The sequence below is a fragment of the Bacillus sp. AFS040349 genome (assembly GCF_002577655.1).
Lineage (GTDB): Bacteria > Bacillota > Bacilli > Bacillales > Bacillaceae > Metabacillus.
The window spans coordinates 16,443-34,325 of sequence record NZ_NUMC01000028.1 but is presented as its reverse complement, the minus strand read 5'-3'; the positions used below and the strand labels follow the sequence as shown (position 1 = coordinate 34,325).

15 protein-coding genes and 3 pseudogenes are annotated in these 17,883 nt (G+C 35.8%); 2 read left to right on the top strand and 16 right to left on the bottom strand.

Translation table 11 applies throughout. The features are described 5' to 3' along the window. Window positions 1–13 precede the first annotated feature (13 nt). From efp to COD11_RS06860, 4 genes are all read right to left on the bottom strand, one after another. Complete coding sequence (gene efp / locus COD11_RS06875) at window positions 14–571, bottom strand: elongation factor P (protein WP_098796021.1); 558 nt, start codon at window positions 569–571, stop codon at window positions 14–16. A 116-nt stretch (window positions 572–687) separates the two neighbouring features. Continuing rightward, window positions 688–1,749 carry a M24 family metallopeptidase gene (locus tag COD11_RS06870; RefSeq protein WP_098796020.1) on the bottom strand — a complete coding sequence of 354 codons (1,062 nt, stop codon included), beginning with the start codon at window positions 1,747–1,749 and terminating at the stop codon, window positions 688–690. A gap of 3 nt (window positions 1,750–1,752) precedes the next feature. Further along, a complete protein-coding gene (gene aroQ, locus COD11_RS06865) occupies window positions 1,753–2,187 on the bottom strand; it encodes a type II 3-dehydroquinate dehydratase (RefSeq protein WP_098796019.1) in 435 nt (144 codons plus the stop codon). A gap of 173 nt (window positions 2,188–2,360) precedes the next feature. Beyond that, on the bottom strand, window positions 2,361–2,894 hold the full coding sequence (locus tag COD11_RS06860; RefSeq protein WP_255301553.1) for a YqhR family membrane protein: 534 nt from the start codon (window positions 2,892–2,894) through the stop codon (window positions 2,361–2,363). Window positions 2,895–3,356: 462 nt separating this feature from the next. Between COD11_RS06860 and COD11_RS06855 the strand changes: the two genes are divergently transcribed. Together COD11_RS06855 and COD11_RS06850 are read left to right on the top strand one after the other, a co-directional pair. Continuing rightward, a complete protein-coding gene (locus COD11_RS06855; RefSeq protein ID WP_098796018.1) occupies window positions 3,357–4,301 on the top strand; it encodes a DUF1385 domain-containing protein in 945 nt (314 codons plus the stop codon). A 43-nt stretch (window positions 4,302–4,344) separates the two neighbouring features. Next, complete coding sequence (locus tag COD11_RS06850; protein WP_098796017.1) at window positions 4,345–4,725, top strand: SA1362 family protein; 381 nt, start codon at window positions 4,345–4,347, stop codon at window positions 4,723–4,725. Here COD11_RS06850 and COD11_RS06845 read toward each other — a convergent pair. From COD11_RS06845 to COD11_RS06780, 12 genes and pseudogenes are all read right to left on the bottom strand, one after another. Further along, entirely contained in the window at window positions 4,722–5,609 is an 888-nt protein-coding gene (locus tag COD11_RS06845; protein WP_098796016.1) for a patatin-like phospholipase family protein, read from the bottom strand. The two genes, COD11_RS06850 and COD11_RS06845, sit on opposite strands and share 4 nt — an antisense overlap. Window positions 5,610–5,795: 186 nt before the next feature. Further along, window positions 5,796–6,695, bottom strand: a complete 900-nt coding sequence (gene nikC, locus COD11_RS06840; RefSeq protein ID WP_098796015.1) for a nickel transporter permease — start codon at window positions 6,693–6,695, stop codon at window positions 5,796–5,798. Window positions 6,696–6,715: 20 nt separating this feature from the next. After that, entirely contained in the window at window positions 6,716–7,723 is a 1,008-nt protein-coding gene (locus COD11_RS06835) for an ABC transporter permease (RefSeq protein ID WP_098796014.1), read from the bottom strand. 79 nt (window positions 7,724–7,802) lie between these two features. Continuing rightward, a complete protein-coding gene (locus tag COD11_RS06830) occupies window positions 7,803–9,416 on the bottom strand; it encodes an ABC transporter substrate-binding protein (RefSeq protein WP_098796013.1) in 1,614 nt (537 codons plus the stop codon). Window positions 9,417–9,462: 46 nt separating this feature from the next. Beyond that, a complete protein-coding gene (locus COD11_RS06825; protein ID WP_098796012.1) occupies window positions 9,463–10,431 on the bottom strand; it encodes an ABC transporter ATP-binding protein in 969 nt (322 codons plus the stop codon). After that, window positions 10,406–11,425, bottom strand: coding sequence for an ABC transporter ATP-binding protein (locus COD11_RS06820; protein WP_098796011.1), 1,020 nt, complete (start codon window positions 11,423–11,425; stop codon window positions 10,406–10,408). The genes COD11_RS06825 and COD11_RS06820 overlap by 26 nt, the downstream gene beginning before the upstream one ends. 431 nt (window positions 11,426–11,856) lie before the next feature. Beyond that, window positions 11,857–12,276, bottom strand: coding sequence for a transcriptional regulator MntR (mntR, locus tag COD11_RS06810; protein ID WP_098796009.1), 420 nt, complete (start codon window positions 12,274–12,276; stop codon window positions 11,857–11,859). Between the two features lie 410 nt (window positions 12,277–12,686). Next, window positions 12,687–13,808, bottom strand: a pseudogene (locus COD11_RS06800) (hypothetical protein); the annotation flags it as partial. 61 nt (window positions 13,809–13,869) lie between these two features. Then, the gene (locus COD11_RS06795; protein WP_098796006.1) at window positions 13,870–14,802 is read right to left on the bottom strand and encodes a PDDEXK family nuclease; all 933 of its coding nucleotides are present in this window, start codon (window positions 14,800–14,802) and stop codon (window positions 13,870–13,872) included. Window positions 14,803–15,014: 212 nt separating this feature from the next. Next, window positions 15,015–15,653 (bottom strand): annotated as a pseudogene (locus tag COD11_RS06790) (hypothetical protein); the annotation flags it as partial. 251 nt (window positions 15,654–15,904) lie between these two features. Beyond that, window positions 15,905–16,411, bottom strand: coding sequence for an endonuclease domain-containing protein (locus COD11_RS06785; protein WP_098796004.1), 507 nt, complete (start codon window positions 16,409–16,411; stop codon window positions 15,905–15,907). A 501-nt stretch (window positions 16,412–16,912) separates the two neighbouring features. Further along, window positions 16,913–17,707: pseudogene (locus COD11_RS06780) on the bottom strand (ribonucleotide reductase N-terminal alpha domain-containing protein); the annotation flags it as partial. Window positions 17,708–17,883 lie beyond the last annotated feature (176 nt).

Genomic DNA, 17,883 nt, shown 5'->3' with positions numbered 1-17,883 from the left:
ACTATTATCTTAATTATGCACGTGAAACATAAGAAGCTTCAGTTGTGTTAATGATTAAACGATCACCTTGGTTGATAAAGAATGGAACTTGAACTGTTAAACCAGTTTCTAGAGTAGCTGGTTTAGTTCCACCAGAAGCAGTGTCTCCTTTAATACCAGGTTCTGTTTCTGTTACTTCTAGTTCAACTGAATTTGGTAATTCCACCCCTAGAGTTTCTGTACCAAACATCACAATTTGAACTTCCATATTTTCTTTAAGAAACTTTAATTCATACTCAATTTGAGATGAGTTTAATTCAATTTGATCATATGTTTCTGTATCCATAAACGCATGTTGGTCACCATTTGCATATAAATATTGCATTCTGCGTGTTTCAATTTGCGCTTTTGCTACTTTTTCACCCGCACGGAATGTTTTTTCTTGAACAGCACCTGTACGTAAGTTACGTAATTTTGAGCGAACAAACGCTGCTCCTTTTCCAGGTTTTACGTGTTGGAAATCCATTACACGCCAAATGCCGTTGTCTACCTCGATTGTTAAACCTGTGCGAAAATCATTTACTGAAATCATTTAAAAAATCCTCCTAGTGATATATAAATAAGGAATGGTAAACGATTATTTACATCATTCTCTATAAGAAAAGCGCTGGAGCTAGACACCAAAACTTATCACAAAATTTTATACTATTATAAAATAATAAGATCTTTCGGTGAATGAGTTAAAGACTCATTTCCTTTTTCCGTGATTACTGTATCATCCTCAATTCTTACTCCACCAAGGCCAGCTACATAGATACCCGGTTCAACCGTGACAACCATCCCTTGCTCAAGAATTGTATCCGATTTAAAGGATAGGGCTGGACCTTCATGAACCTCCATACCAAGACCATGTCCGGTAGAATGCCCAAAGTACTCCCCATATCCTTGCTCTTTTATGTAATCACGTGTTAAGGCATCTGCTTGTTTACCAGTTAAACCTGGCTTAATGCCGCTCATGCCTCGTAATTGAGCCTCTAGAACAATCGAATAGATTTTCTTAAGCTCATCACTTGGTTCACCTACTGCAAACGTTCTAGTAATATCTGAACAGTATCCTTTGTAGTATGCACCAAAGTCAAGTGTTACAAAATCACCTTTTTCAATTTCCTTTTCACTCGCTACACCATGAGGTAAAGCCGAGCGATAACCTGAGGCTACAATGATGTCAAAAGATGATGAAACTGCTCCGTTTTTTCTCATAAAAAATTCAAGCTCATTTGCCACGTCAATTTCTTTTAACCCTGGTTTTATGTAAGTTAAAATGTGCTTATAAGCCGCGTCCGCTATTTCAGCAGCTTCCTTTAATATCTTAATCTCTGCTGGTGACTTAATCAAGCGTAACTTTTCCACAGCACCTGAAACTGGAATAAATTCACTGCTCTTTAATGCTTCTTTGTACGAAGAAAATAATTGATAAGTTAAAGAATCTTGTTCAAAACCAAGTCGTTTTATACCAAGCTTTTCAACTTGATTTGCTACCTCCTCAATAATTGGACCAGTATGCTGAACAATTTCAAAGCCTTCAACTTCCTTTGCTGCTTGTTCTGTATAACGGAAGTCTGTTATAAAAACTGCTTTGTCTCCTGAAATGACTACCACACCAGCCGTACCGGTAAAACCAGTCATATATCTTCTATTATAACTGCTCGTTATTAAAAGACCGTCAATTGATAATTCTTTAAAACGTTGACGAATTTTTTCAAGTTTCATATTTTAGCCTCCAATTCGTTCTTTTAATGCTAATATCGCCAGCTCATATCCTTTAAAGCCGAGTCCAATAATTTGCCCAACTGTAACCGGTGCTGTTACAGATGTATGTCTGAATTCCTCTCTTGCATGAATATTTGAGATATGTACTTCAATGACTGGTATAGAGATGCTCGCAATCGCATCACGTATTGCATAACTATAATGTGTAAAAGCACCAGGGTTTATAACAATACCATGATATTGCTCACTCGCTTCATGAATCGCATCAATTAAATCACCTTCATGATTTGATTGAAAACATGTAACTTCACAACTAACTTTTTCACCAAATGTTAAAAGGTCTTTCTCAAGATCTGTTAATGTTTTTGAACCGTATATTTCAGGTTCTCTTAATCCAAGCCTGTTCAGGTTTGGACCATTAATAACTAAAACCTTCATGACTCCCTTACACCTCACAGTTAATCCTTAAGTTAAAACTAGTCTGTTAATATCGCAAAGGATACACTTCCTTCTGCAATCAACAACTAAGCTCTAACATAATAGTATAAAAAAAGAATGTTCATCACATGAACATTCTACCATATCTAAACATATCTCTACTAATGTTTCCTTCAGCTTTCAGGATTCGCTTGGAATTCATTGTAATCAAATGAAATCGAGTAACCAACAAATGCACCATATAGAATATAGAGACATAATGTAGTAACAATAGTTCCTCGAGGTAGTTCAAAAACTGTATCCAAATTAGGAAAGATTGGATTTAATACAAAGAAAACTAAAGCCCATAAGGCTCCACCAAATGCAACACCAATCCACATGGATTTAAATCGTTTCAATATTGCAAAATAAGCTAATGCCACTCCGATAGAAACAAGGCCGAGGATAACGATACTTATTAGATGCCCTAAAGTTCCATCCTTCCAATCTCCTAATGCGAATGGCTGAAGAATTAAGTTTGGACTAATTTCCGTAAAATTTAAAATATAAGAAAAATATGCTAACAAGCTCCAAAATACTCCTCCAACAAAACCTGTAGATATCGTTTTTCCGATCGGTGACATTGGTTCTTCTTTCTTGTTCTGTTCTAATTTAGGATTATCTTTCATTTTTTGTTCATCTTCATTTTTTTTCTTTTTATCCGCCATTTTCCAACACCTCCATTATTACTATGTCCAATTTTTGATTGTCCATGTTTTTAGAAATACAGTTTTTATTAAAGAAATTTAAAAAGCTATGTTAAGGGTGTAGTTGCACAAAAAATTTTTCAAAGTTTAACTAATTAACTAGATGTGTGGCATAGCCCGAGATTATTTTCTAATAAAATGGAAATTCCATGTCTAGCAGGAAAAAGCATGGGTATAATGTAAATAAAGGAATGTTTTCCAAGCAATTGGTTACACTAACGAAGATGACATGGGGGCTAAGTTTTTATTTTGACAAAATATCCAACCATGAACAGAATAAGAAAGTCGCAATCATATTGTTCATTTCTAAACATCGCTCTAGAGGTTTCCTTTTAAATTCTGTATTATAGAGATAATAGCTAAACATTGTATTAGGCGTTGTTTACTTTAATTAAGAATTAGGAATAGATAGGTTGGTGTCATATGTCAAATCAAAACAAGCCTGCATATGGTGGGCAAGCTGTTGTCGAGGGTGTTATGTTTGGTGGTAAGCATCATTATGTAACAGCAATTCGTCGAAACGATAACTCAATTGATTATTTTCATTTACCTAGAAAAAATCAATCTGTTTTATCAAAACTTAAAAAAATACCCTTTTTAAGAGGTATTATTGCCATTATTGAAGCAAGTGCAAATGGTTCAAAGCATCTAAATTTTGCTACTGAACGTTTTGAAGTAGATCCTGAAAATGATGAAAAAATGTTAGCTGAGAAAAAGAATGACTCAAAGCTTACGATGTGGCTGGGAATTGCAGCGGTCGGGGTACTTTCATTTTTCTTCGGAAAAGTCATTTTTACTCTTCTACCCGTTTTTTTAGCAGAATTTTTCCGCCCCCTTATACCATCAGATTTCGGGCAAATTCTCTTAGAAGGCGCTTTCAAACTTATGTTACTACTAGCATATATATATGCTATATCTTTTACACCTTTAATTAGGAGGGTGTTTCAATACCACGGGGCAGAGCATAAAGTAATTAATACTTATGAAAACAACTTGGAATTAACAGTAGAAAATGTCCAAGGTCAATCCAGGTTGCATTACAGATGTGGTAGTAGCTTTATTTTATTTACTGTGATTGTTGGTGTGTTTGTTTACACTCTTGTTCCGACTGACCCTCTATGGCTGCGAATCGTGAACAGACTAGCCTTGATTCCTGTTGTATTAGGTATTTCCTTCGAGGTGTTACAGCTAACGAATAAGGTTCGTGAAATACCAGTGTTACGCTATTTAGGATACCCAGGACTCTGGTTACAGCTGTTAACAACGAAGGAACCTACAAACGATCAAGTTGAAGTTGCGATTGCAAGCTTTAACGAATTAATTCGGATGGAAAAAGAGACAGAAACATCTACAGAACAAATTGTTTAATCGTAATCTACTTTGATTGGTATCTTTTCTTGGAGGTGGTCAAATGAATCGTCGTGTGAATTGGATTGTCATGATTGTTATCTCTTTAGGGGTTATTGGTTTTATTACAACCTTAGTATCTGATCCTGTATGGCTTTTGAAACAAATCGCCATCTATGCTGCTATTGCTGGTTTAATCTATCTTGTTTATCGATTATTTTCAAGAAGAAGAATGGGCAGAGAACATTCCTCTTATATGAAAGCTGCAAAGCAATCTAAAAGACGTTTTGACGACCGTAGCACTAAGTCTTCTAATGTCAAAAACATTTCACAAGCTAAAAAAGCAAGAAAATCCTCTGCAATCAAAAAGAAAAAACAAACTCCTTCACATTTAACTGTCATTGAAGGAAAAAAAGGCAAAAAGAAAAACAGAGCGTTTTTCTAAAAAGACCACTTCTTTAGAAATTCGTCGGTTCTGTTTCTACCTAGCTCTATAAGGGCTAGTTTTTTTTGTTCATTTAATTCAAATTCTGTTGTTACAATGTCTTCAACAGGGATAAACACAATATCTTTTTCATGTCGTCTTGAAATATGCCGCCCATCATGTGCTTCCTTCATTGTTTCAAATAATGCTCCAAATAAATCAATAGCATTATTAATCTTCTTTTTTGGTCGCTCTTTTTCACTATAACTAAGCTTTATGCCAAGAATAGGCCTTGTTTTATACGGCTTATCTTGGTGATAATATAGCCAAATTGGAAAATTACTAAGAACTCCTCCATCTACAAAAATAGTAGCTCCCTTAGAAGTATTCAACTTAACAGGTTCGAAAAAATAAGGTAAGCTACAGCTCATGCGCACGGCCTTTGCCACTGAAAAGGATTGTGGATTAATACCGTATTGATGGAGATCATCAGGTATGACCATCAACCTTCCATTAGTTAAATCAGAAGCGATAACTCTTAAACTCCCTGGTGCTATATCAGCAAACGTAGAAATACCTCTGTCCCTTAATTTCTGACATAGCCATTCCTCTAATTTATTGCCTCGATATAACCCTAGATTCCAATATAATGAGAGCCATTTTGTAAATGGTAAAGGCAGAAGAAATTTTCGTTCATCTAAAAACATTTTCAAATCTACTTCATCCATTATCTTTAATATTTCATCACTTGTATATCCTGCAATAATAAAAGCAGAAATAATAGAACCTGCACTCGTACCAGCAAGTCTTTTAAACTGATAACCCCTTTTTTCAATTACCTGATAGGCACCAATGAGAGCAAACCCTTTAATACCACCACCTGAGAAAACTCCATCAATTTTCAATCGGCCTCTCCCCTTCCCTCTTATAGTGTAAGAGCGGGCAAATGAAAATAGACCATCAATCATGATTTAGGGGTCATCATTAACTCAATGTACAGAAATCTAGAGACAACCCTTTTAAAATAACTAGCTTCAAAATATGAACACAAAGAAAAAACCCTTTTCAACAAAAGGGATTTTTTCTAAATATTATTGTTTCATTTTTGGATCAAGAACATCTCTTAAACCATCACCCATTAAATTAAATCCTAAAACGGTTAACATGATCGCCAATCCAGGAAAGAAAAGCGTCCAAGGCGCTTGTACAAGGTACTGCTTAGAATCTGACAACATTTTTCCCCACTCCGGATTTGGTGCTTGTGCTCCTAATCCAAGGAAACCTAGAGCCGCTGCTTCAATGATAGCAGTTGCTATAGCTAGTGTTGCTTGTACAATGATCGGTGTCATACTATTCGGCAATATATGTCTAAATAGAATTCTATTATCCTTCATACCTACTGCTCTTGCTGCCATAATATACTCTTCTTGTTTAACACTCAAAACCTTTGATCGAACAAGACGACCAAAGTTAGGAATATTTATAATAGCAATTGCAATTAAAGCATTTTGTAAAGATGGTCCAAGGATAGCCACTACAGCTATTGCTAATAAAATACTAGGGAAAGCAAGCATAATATCAAAAATTCTCGAAATAATTGAATCTACCCAGCGTCCATAATAGCCTGCAATAATTCCTAAAAGTGTACCAAAAATTGCAGAACCTAACACAGAAAAGAAACCAACCCATAGTGAAATTCGAGCACCATAGAGAATTCTCGAGAGAATATCACGCCCAAAATCATCTGTTCCAAACCAATGCTCACTTGATGGTGCTAACAGTCGTTTTGACAATTCCTGTTCCTTAAAGCCATAAGGAGCAATAACAGGCGCAAGTATGGCCAGAATGATAAAAAAGATAACAATTCCAAGGCCAACTAGTGCCAATTTGTTTTTACAGAAGGATCTCCACGCCTCTTTCCAAGGTGGTGTTACTTCTTCCTCTACAGCTGTATTTAAAGGATTTGGAGTGTTTTTTGCTAACTCTGCCACGATTTATCCCCCCATTCTTATTATTGATGATATTTTATACGTGGATCAACGACAGCATATAATAAGTCGACGATTAAATTGATTAAGATAAAAATAGCTGCAATAACTAAGATCCCTGATTGTATTACTGGATAGTCACGATAACCGATTGCATCGTATAAATAACGACCAATTCCAGGCCAACCGAAAATCGTTTCTGTTAAAATCGCTCCACCTAATAACAAACCTGTTTGCAAACCGATTACAGTTAAAACTGGAATAATAGCATTTTTTAAAGCATGTTTATAAACAACCCAGAACATTCTTAGACCCTTTGCTCTAGCTGTACGAATATAATCCGATTTCATTACTTCCAACATCGTAGAACGAGTCATTCTTGCAATGATCGCCATCGGTATTGTAGCTAATGCCAAACTCGGAAGGATAATGTGCTGTAGTACCTGAACAAATTGATCTGTCCTGCCTTGTAATAAGGTATCGATCATATAAATATTCGTTATGGCGGTTATCGGGTTCCTAACATCTTCTCTTCCTGTTGAAGGCAACCAACCCAACTCTATCGAAAACGCCCATTGCTCCATTAAACCAAGCCAGAAAATTGGCATTGATACACCAACTAACGCCAAGATCATAGCTAAATAATCAAACCATGAATTTGAGAACCATGCACTAATAATACCTGCATTTACCCCTATAAATATAGCGATTATCATTGCCACAATTGTTAGTTCAATCGTTGCAGCTAAGTACGGCCAAATTTCCTCATTAATTGGACCTCTTGTTCTAAGTGAGGTTCCAAGATCTCCTGTCAAAAGTGCTTTTATATAATCCACATATTGGATATACCATGGTTTATCTAATCCTAGTTCTGTCGTTAATGTAGCAATGGCCTCTTTCGTAGCCTTTTGTCCAAGAATAACCTGCGCTGGATCACCTGGTATAGCACGTATGATTGCAAACACAACTAATGTCATTCCAAACAATACGGGTATAAGTGAAAAAACACGACGGACTGTATAAGAAAACATATTGCTCACCTCTTTTTGTAGAAACTATCAATATTTTGCTTAACAAAAGGGGAGACAAAGCTCCCCTTTCTTTACATGATTATTTAAATTCAACTTTCGTTAATGCCTCAGAACCAGTTGGATGTGGTAAATAATTTACTAAATCACTAGTTCCCGCTAATAACGGTGTTGAGTGAACCAATGGAACCCATGGTGCATCATCATGAATGATTTCTTGAGCTTGTTTGTATAAATCATTTCTTGTATTTTGATCAGTTTCAGTTTGAGCTTTAATTAATACATCATGAAGCTCATCATTGCTGTAATAAGAATAGTTGTTACTTCCAATACTATCTTTGTCTAAAAGCGTGTATAAGAAGTTATCTGGATCTCCATTATCACCAGTCCAACCTAACATGTACGCGTCGAACTCACCTTTAGCAGCTTTATCTAAGTAAGTTGCCCAGTCTACTGATTGAATTTCAGCTGTAACGCCAATCTCAGCAAATGATGCTTGGATAACCTCTGCTACCTTCATTCCTTCAGGCATGTAAGGACGTGCTACTGGCATAGCCCAAAGATCCATTTCAAATCCATCAGCATAGCCTGCTTCAGCTAATAGTTCTTTTGCTTTTTCTAAATCATAAGGATATGCTTCAATCTCATCATTATATCCTTCAACAGAAGGTGGCATTGGGTTTTTTGCAACTTCTGCTTTCCCACCATAAAATGCTTCGATAATGGCTTCTTTGTCAATTGCATGATTTAATGCTTGACGTACAAGTTTATTATCAAATGGAGGACGATTTACTGTAAATCCTAAGTATCCAGTGTTCATTGATGGACGTTCAATTAATTGAAGCTGATCATTACCTGTAATTGTTGCTTCATCTGAATTATTTAATCCATCCATAAGGTCGATCTCACCATTTGTTAAAGCATTTAATCTTGCAGAGTTTTCAGGAATAACACGGAAAATAACTTGCTTTAACTTAGGAAAACCTTCTAACCAGTAATCATCATTCTTTTCAAGTACAATACGATCATTTTGTTTCCACTCTACAAATTTAAATGGACCCGTACCAACTGGATTTTCTCTAAATTTGTCACCAGACTCCTCGATAGCCTTCGGACTAGCAATTCCGAATGGAGACATTGCTAAGTTCTTTAAGAATGGAGCTTGTGGGCGGTTTAGAACAAATTCAACTGTGTAATCATCAACAGCTGTAACAGATTCAATAACATGCCCTTCTTCACCATTAAATCCACCAAACATTGTGTAGTAAGGGAAATCATCTGCATTTCCATTCATCCAACGTTCAAAGTTAAAAACAACTGCTTCTGCATTAAAATCTGTACCGTCATGGAATTTAACACCTTGACGTAGCTTTAATGTGTATGTAAGAGCATCTTCTGAAACTTCCCATGACTCTGCAAGTCCTGGGTGAAGTGTTGTATCTTGCTCTCCATATTCAACTAAGGTTTCAAAAATGTTTTCAGTTACTTTAAATGTTTCACCTTCAGTTGTTGTAATTGGATCAAGAGATGTCGAATCTCCCCCACGTCCAAAAACTAAAGTATCCTTTTTCTCTCCTTCGCTAGAAGACTGTCCTTCGCCACCAGCTTTTTCGTTTGAGTTACCACTACATCCAACTAGAAGCATACTAATCGCTAATAGTGAAATAAGTAGCAGCTTGAGTGATTTGTTTTTCATTCGCTTTCTTACCCCCATTTTTTTTATTTATCATAAATGCTGCATGTTAGTCATTGTATAAATGACATGCAACAAAATGACCATTTATATTTTTATATTCTGGTCGAGTTGTTTTACAAATGTCCATACATTCTGAGCATCTTGTATGAAAGGCGCATCCTGCAGGAGGATTCGATGGACTTGGTATTTCACCAGTAATCGTAATTTTCTCACGATTATTTTCTGGATCTGCGATAGGTACAGCAGATAATAGTGCCTTTGTATAAGGATGCATCGGGTTCGTATAAAGTTCCTCACTATCAGATAACTCTATTAATCTACCTAAATACATAACACCCACTCGGTCACTAATATGACGAACAACACCAAGGTCATGAGCAATAAAGATATAGGTAAGTTGAAACTCATTTTGTATATCTTTCATTAAGTTTAGTACCTGGGCTTGTATGGATACGTCCAATGCTGACACCGGCTCATCGGCGATAATTAATTTAGGCTTTGTCATAAGCGCTTTCGCAATACCAATCCTTTGACGTTGTCCACCACTAAATTGATGTGGATACCTTCTTGCATGGTAGCTGCTCAAGCCAACGATTTCTAACATCTCTTGAACTCGTTTCTTTCTCTCTTCTTTTGAACCAATTCCATGTACAATAAGGGGCTCTTCTAAAATTTTTTCAATAGAATGTCTCGGATTTAAAGAAGCATAAGGATCCTGGAAAACCATTTGTATGTCTCTTCGTGTTTTTCTTAATTCTGTTTTAGACAGGTTCCTAAGATCTTTATCTTCAAAAATGATGCTTCCGTCACTAGCTTCTATTAATCTCATAAGCAATCGGCCTGTTGTAGATTTCCCACAACCACTTTCACCTACGATTCCTAATGTTTCGCCCTTTTTAACGAAGAAAGATAAATCATCAACCGCTTTCACTTCACCTTGCTTTTTGCCAAGTAATCCACCATTTATAGGGAAATACTTTTTTAACCCGTTAACTTGAAGAAGTAACTCTGTCATTTTTCTCTACTTCCTCCTTTCCACTATGCAAAAAGCATCGAACATTATGATCTTCTTTTTCCATTTTATATAGTTGAGGTGTTTCTTCTTGGCATTGACCAAACATTTCCTCACATCTTGCTGCAAAACGACATCCGTTTATAATACTTCCAGGTCGTGGAACATTACCAGGTATACTGTATAACCGATCTTTTTTCCCTCGAATATCAGGGACCGATTTAATTAATCCCTTTGTGTATGGATGTTTAGGATTTTTCAAGATTGTTTTTACGTCACCTTGTTCGACAATTTGACCGGAATACATAACAATTACCCTATCACATACTTCTGCCACTACTCCTAAGTCATGAGTAATAAAAATGATTGATGTATTCATTCTTTCATTTAAATCTTTCATAAGAGATAGAATTTGGGCTTGTATCGTAACATCTAGAGCAGTTGTAGGTTCGTCCGCGATTAAGACTTGCGGATTACAGGCCATCGCCATCGCAATCATTACCCTTTGCCTCATCCCCCCGGAGAGTTGATGTGGATAATCATTAACGATTTCATCTGCTCTTGGTATTCCAACTAACTTAAGCAATTCAACTGCACGCAGTCTTGCCTCTTTTTTCGCTAGATTTGTATGTAACTTTAAAGCTTCAATTAATTGATTGCCTATTGTAAACAATGGGTTTAATGAAGTCATAGGCTCCTGGAAGATCATCGATATCTGATTCCCTCGGATGCCTCGCATTTCTTTTTCACTAAATTTTGTTAAGTCTTTACCTTCAAATAATATTTCACCATGCTCAATCACACCAGGAGGGCTAGGTATTAATCCCATTGTTGACAATGATGTAACACTCTTTCCACTTCCCGACTCTCCAACAATCCCTAAGATTTCGCCTTTATTTAACTCGAAACTTATTCCATCAACTGCTGGGACCAGCTTTTTTTCAGAACGAAAGGATACCTTTAAATCTCTTATTTGAAGTATAGGTTCTTTACTCATTTGATCACCTACCAATTATCTTGTTAAAATTTTAAATTATTAAAATATAATGAAAGTAGTGAATATTATCACATAAAAAATATTCTAATATTGTCGCTTTTTGTCGTATCGAAAGAACTTTCTTTCGACATATTTCGATATCACCACTTTAAACCTTTACTGCTAGCTTGCGTTAAAGAGTTAAACACATTAAGGGATATTGCAGAAAAAGGATCACACCCTCGCGCCACCTTTTTTTTAAAAAAGCTTCTAATTCTTTCTCAGGATAATAATTAAAATAATATCCCACTACATTAATAATGATTTTACCTTTCTTATCATTACAATGTTTCTTTACACAGACAAGGAGTTGGTTACTTTTTATACCAAGTATCTTTTTGGACAAACAAAAAAGCGGTGAATGTAGATTAACTATCATTCACCGCTTTTTCTTACTCTTCATTATTTTTTTGGATATTCCGTAGTGATTGAATTCTCTCTTCTTTTTCTTCAAAATATTGAACAAGATCTCCAATTCGATCGATTGCATTCCAACTTAGATGATGCTCAATACCTTCAACATCATTATATATCTTATCTTGATCAACGCCGATAATAGTTAAAAACTGCTCTAGCAGCTCATGGCGATAAACTAGTCGTTTTCCTGTTTTCTTCCCTTTATTCGTTAACACGAGTCCGCGATATTTCTCATAAATTAAATACTCATCTTTATCTAATTTCTGAACCATTTTTGTGACGGAGGAGGGATGAACAGCCAATGCTTCTGCAATATCAGAAACACGTGCATATCCTTTATCTTCAATAAGTAAATATATTTGTTCGATATAATCTTCCATACTAGGTGTTGGCATGTAGTCCCCTCCAGAATTGCCGATCTTTTTTAACGAAATCATTACAATTTTACATGAGTTTAAAGGTAATGACAAGGAATATTAGGAAAGCACTCCCAATTTCATGAGTGATCCTAGTATAGAACAAATTCTCCATGAGAAAATAACTTGATTGCTCATTTCTATGGCATTTTCAGGTAGTGGATTTAAATGAAATGACATTAAAATCTGTTGCCAGGTTCTTTTATCTTCGATTATGAGGAGTTTATCTTCGATTTTGTCCATTTTATCTACGATTCCTGAGATTTATCTACGATTATTGGGATAGTATCTTCGATTAGATAAAATTCACCATTTTTCGACATGATGAATTTCACTCATCCTCATATAAAAAGGACCTGACATGGTCAGATCCTTTTTAAAAGTTCATATTATAACCCGCACTTCAATTGTGCTCCACAGCTCGTACATGTGTTACAGCCGCCTAAATCTTCAACCGTACCTTCACGACAAACCGGGCAAGTGTTTCCTACTTCATTACCAATTGTAACGTCTGTTGAACGAAGGTCATTTATAGTATCTACAAGTACTACTTTCCCTTTTTCTTTCGGAACAACTTCTTCGTCACTATCATCAAACGTATTTTCTTCTGCTTTTAATGTTAAAACTTGTGTGTCACGGCTACCATCTACATAAACAGTACCGCCTTTTGCTCCACCTTTATATAAACGCTCATACACTTTTTCAACTTGCTCAACTGTGTAACCTTTAGGAGCATTTACAGTTTTACTGATTGAACTATCAATCCAACGTTGGATAACACATTGTACGTCAGCATGTGCTTCCGGTGCTAATTCCATTGCTGATACGAACCATGATGGTAGGTTATTCGCATCTGCTTCTGGATGTTGATCTAAATATTCTTGAACGATATCCGCTTTTACTTCAATGAACTTCCCTAAACGCCCGCTACGGAAGTAAGAGAATGAGAAGTAAGGCTCAAGGCCTGTTGCGACGCCAACCATTGTTCCTGTGGATCCCGTAGGAGCAACAGTTAATAGATGTGAATTACGAATTCCGTATTCTTTTACACCTTCACGAATATCTTCAGGCATTTTGCTCATAAAGCCTGTTTGTGTGAATGCTTCTCTTAAACGATTTGTTTCTACTTCTTGTTCACCAGCTAAGAATGGGAAGCTTCCCTTTTCTTTAGCAAGTTCAATAGATGCACGGTATGCAGTAGTAGCAATCGTTTCAAATACTTTATCTACTAACTGATTACCTTCTTCAGAACCGTACTCTGTTTCACAATAGATTAGTAAGTCATGAAGACCCATTACACCAAGACCGACACGACGCTCACCTAGAGCTTGATGTTTGTTTTCTGGTAAGAAGTATGGAGTTGCATCGATTACGTTATCTTGCATTCTAACGCCAACTTCAACTGTTTTTCTAAGCTTTTCGAAGTCAACTGTTTTTGTTTCTTTATTTGCCATTTCCGCTAGGTTTACAGCTGCTAAGTTACAAACGGAATATGGTGCGAGTGGTTGTTCCAGTTTTTGTTATCCTATCGGCTTTTTATCCGATAGTTCTTACGGTTTTATTCCCGCAAGTTCAGCATATCTTTTCATTACACACTTTTTTCATAAACCTAATCAATTCTTTTCTTCCACGGTCTTCCCCAAAAACAGCTTTTGAGATGACTCTGATGTCCTTCACTCCAAACTTACTTTGGATATCGTGTATTAATTGAGAAATAGTAGTTTTAATTTTATTAAGGGGTGTTCCTAAAACTATATCCTTATTGTCGATTGACCATCTTATAACATAATCCCTTATACCTTTGTGGATAGATTCTCGTTTTTCCATGTATTGAACTGTTGCATTTCGGATAGCGGAGTTTCCTGAGCATGTTCTACTACAATATTTCTTAGGTGAAGTAGATAACACCTCATATTCTTTATTACATTCAATACATTTTCTTTGTACTCTCGCAACTCGAATATATCCTTTTTTCATTCCACTTTTCTTTAATCCTTCTAGCATTTTCTTCTTTGCGAGACTTTCAGAGGCCCACAACTTTCTAGTGTGTTCCCCTATTTTCTTCTTGGCATTTTCACTATGTTTTAAGTTATAGTGAGCGTTAAGCTTACCATGTGCAGTTTTATTAATGGTCGTTTTTTCAGATTTTATCCATTCGTCTATTGTGGATGTTAAAGAAAAAGGTAAAGGTTTATATAATTCTAACAGATGTTTATAGGTAATAAGCTCAAAATCGACGTTATATATTGCCTTAATACAATCTAATGCCTTTCTGGCCTCAATTAATACATTTTCATTTCTGGACTTAATTTCGACTATCTTCTCAAGTTTTCCATTTTGATCGTAGAAAAAGAAATCAGGTTTATAAGTTTTATATCCTATATCATAGGAATGGTCTTCATAACTCCATGGTATTTTGTGAAAATCGAGATATTTTGCATAGGCGTATTCATAAGAACTCCTAAGATAATAGTTCTTATAAAATCCAGCATACCCTCTATTCATGCAAATCACCCCAATACCATTTTTATAATGATATAAATATAAAACTAAGTGTGTCATGCTGCGGCCTCGTGGACGGATTATATTCTCATTCTGAGGTTCACCGTCTATGCGTTGCCCCTGACTAAATCTTTACATTCAGCCTTCGGTTCGGATTAGCATCTCAGCCTTCCCGCTTTATTCCGCAGTTTTTAACGTGAGGCAAACTAAGCCACTTTACCACACGGATTTGTCGCAACAACTTGTTGACCATATGCTTTAGCATTTGTCATGTCGTTTGCATTATCTATAAAGAAAATACCTGGCTCTGCTGAATAAGTTGCACAAATATTAATTAAGTTCCAAAGCTCTTTTGCTTTAATTTTGCGGTACGTACGAACTTTGTAGCCAAGACCTGCCCATTCACGTACATCCCCAACTTTGTGCCAGTTTTCATTGTATTCGTTCATTTCTTGCTGAGTGTAGCTCTCTACATCTGGGAATCGAAGCTCATATTCGGCATCATTTTCTACAGCGTCCATAAAGTCTTTCGTTAGTGTAATAGAAATATTTGCTCCTGTTAAAAACTCTGAATTATGAACACTGTAAGTGCCGCCAGTACGTAGTTTTAACTCTGCGTCTTTAATAATCTTTTCACTAAATCCACCTGTGCCCGGAATTTGCTTGTAGTTCACAATTCCTTGATACATATCAATTTCTTGTTGTGTTAGTGGTGTGAATTTTAATTTATCTTGAGCGTATTTTTTAATCGCTTCATCGTTTGTGTTTTCAATTAGGTAACGTAAAATTCTTGGGTTTTGCATTTTTGAGATAATGAATTCTATGATGTCTGGATGCCAGTCTGCCAGCATGATCATTTGCGCCTTATAAAAATGTTACGTTGATTCGTTAGATCAACTCTCTAAGTCACCTTAGAGTTCAGACCATATCTTACACTCTATCTGAGTGCCCTCGCACTTCGGGATCACTTAATCCCTACTCTACTCACTTTCGCCATGTATGACGTGTTTTCGATGGTCGTTGAACCTTCTCCATAATAGGAGCTTGGCTGCTGATTGTCTTTATCCACTTACTGTTTTTAAGCATTCACGCTTACCGTTTCCAGTTACGTTGTAGCCAGTAAGTCATGTATGATGCATTTTACATTATCAAAATTATTTAATATGTCATCTTCCCAAAAACGGACTATTTGAAATCCGTTTTTTAAGGCAATCTCATTTTTTTCAATATCTATTTTTATCCTCTGTATTTGCCACTGCATAGGTTCAGGATAAAATTTTGGATTTGCATGCCAGTAGTCACCATCACATTCTATAATTAATTTATGCTCTATTAAAAGAAAATCAAATTGTCTGCCTTTCAAAACAAAAGAGTATTTGTATTTTATATTGAGTCTCTTTAAATACTCCTCCATTAACCTTTCAATTGTTGTTTTTTTAAAGACTTGATTTTCCATTTGTTTCAATATAGATGCACGAATCTTATCTATGGTCTCTTTACTATAAATCCCAGTTTTACCACTATTCCAAGAAGGAGTTTTATTTAACTTTCTAGTTTTTGCTGTTTTATTAATTATAGTCCTAAAATGTTCCTGCTTTTGTTCATTGCTCATTGAATGATGCCAATTAGCAAGCTTTTGTGATTTTAACTTTCGTGCACATATTTGACTACAGGTTTTGGTACCTCTATGTTTAGCCTCAAACTTCTTACCTCATGTTTGGCAAACTAATGGTTTTCCTATAGCACCACATGAAATACTACAAAACTTGTTAGGCTTCCCTCTTCTTAATGTTACAAGCCTTCGACATAACTCATATGCACATTTCAAGTCATTGTCTTGGTAATAGTGTTTTAAAAGGTATTCATTTAATGTAAGACCATGTTTCTTTAGATGTGACGTGAACTTCCTTGTTTGTTATGAGATAGTTGAAAATGACATATTTTACATTTTTGAAATTCAGATGCATCATATGGTTTTATCATTTTTAAATCACCTCTAGTTAATTACCTTTCAATTATGAAGATCTCTAGAAGTAATTAATAACTTAAACCATAAAGAGTTTCCAGCAATTCACGAGGTTTTTTATAGACGAGGCACGCGTTATTGTACTCTACCTCGTCTTGATCCACCTTGCTCAACAAGATGAGTCAACTTAGCAATATCATCTAACCATGAAACAGAACCAGATGATTTACCGTTAACACCTTTTGCAAGTGTATTACGTGGGCGAAGTGTTGAACCATTTGTTCCTACTCCACCACCGCGGCTCATGATTTCCATTACTTGCTTACGATGCTCTGAGATTCCTTCACGTGAATCTTTCACAAATGGCATTACGTAACAGTTAAAGTATGTTACTTCTGTTTCCGCGCCAGCTCCATAAAGAACACGGCCGGCTGGAATAAAGTTTAGGTTCACAAGCTCTTGATAGAACTTTTCAAACCATTCTTGACGTTTTTCCTCCGTTGTTTCAACTGATGCTAATCCCGTTGCATTTCTTTTTGCAATTTGTTCGTAAAAGATTTCAAGTGGTTTTTCAATGACGTCTAACGAGCGTTTCACGATTCCTGTTTCCACTTCCTCAGGCTTGTCTAATGAGTGTTTATACTCCTCTTCGACTAGAACACTTGCCATTTTTGCTTCCCAATCAATCGACTTGATATACCCAAGTCCTCTCGCTGGAAATTTAGGGTCTTCTTTAATTGTTAAGACAACGAAGTCCCCTTCAGATAACGTGATTTTTTCCGTATCTTTAAATGTGTAACGATCTAGCATAACTAGTCTTGAAACACCCTTATGAGTTAACTTCATATCTTTTGTAATAGGATGAACTTGTGGGAATGCACTGATATCTTTATTAAGCTTCTCCACATCTAAGCTCATCTTCTGCTCAGTAACAACTGTCATTGTACCAACTCCTCTATCTTTCTAGTAAATCTCCTGATTAAATTTATCATATTCAAATGCATTATTCAATATATAGTGTCTACTTTCTCACAAACAATACTACATATAGTTTTTAGGTCAACTATTTTTCATTTTGTCAAATTGATAACTTATTAAAAAAGAAAGCAAATGAAAGG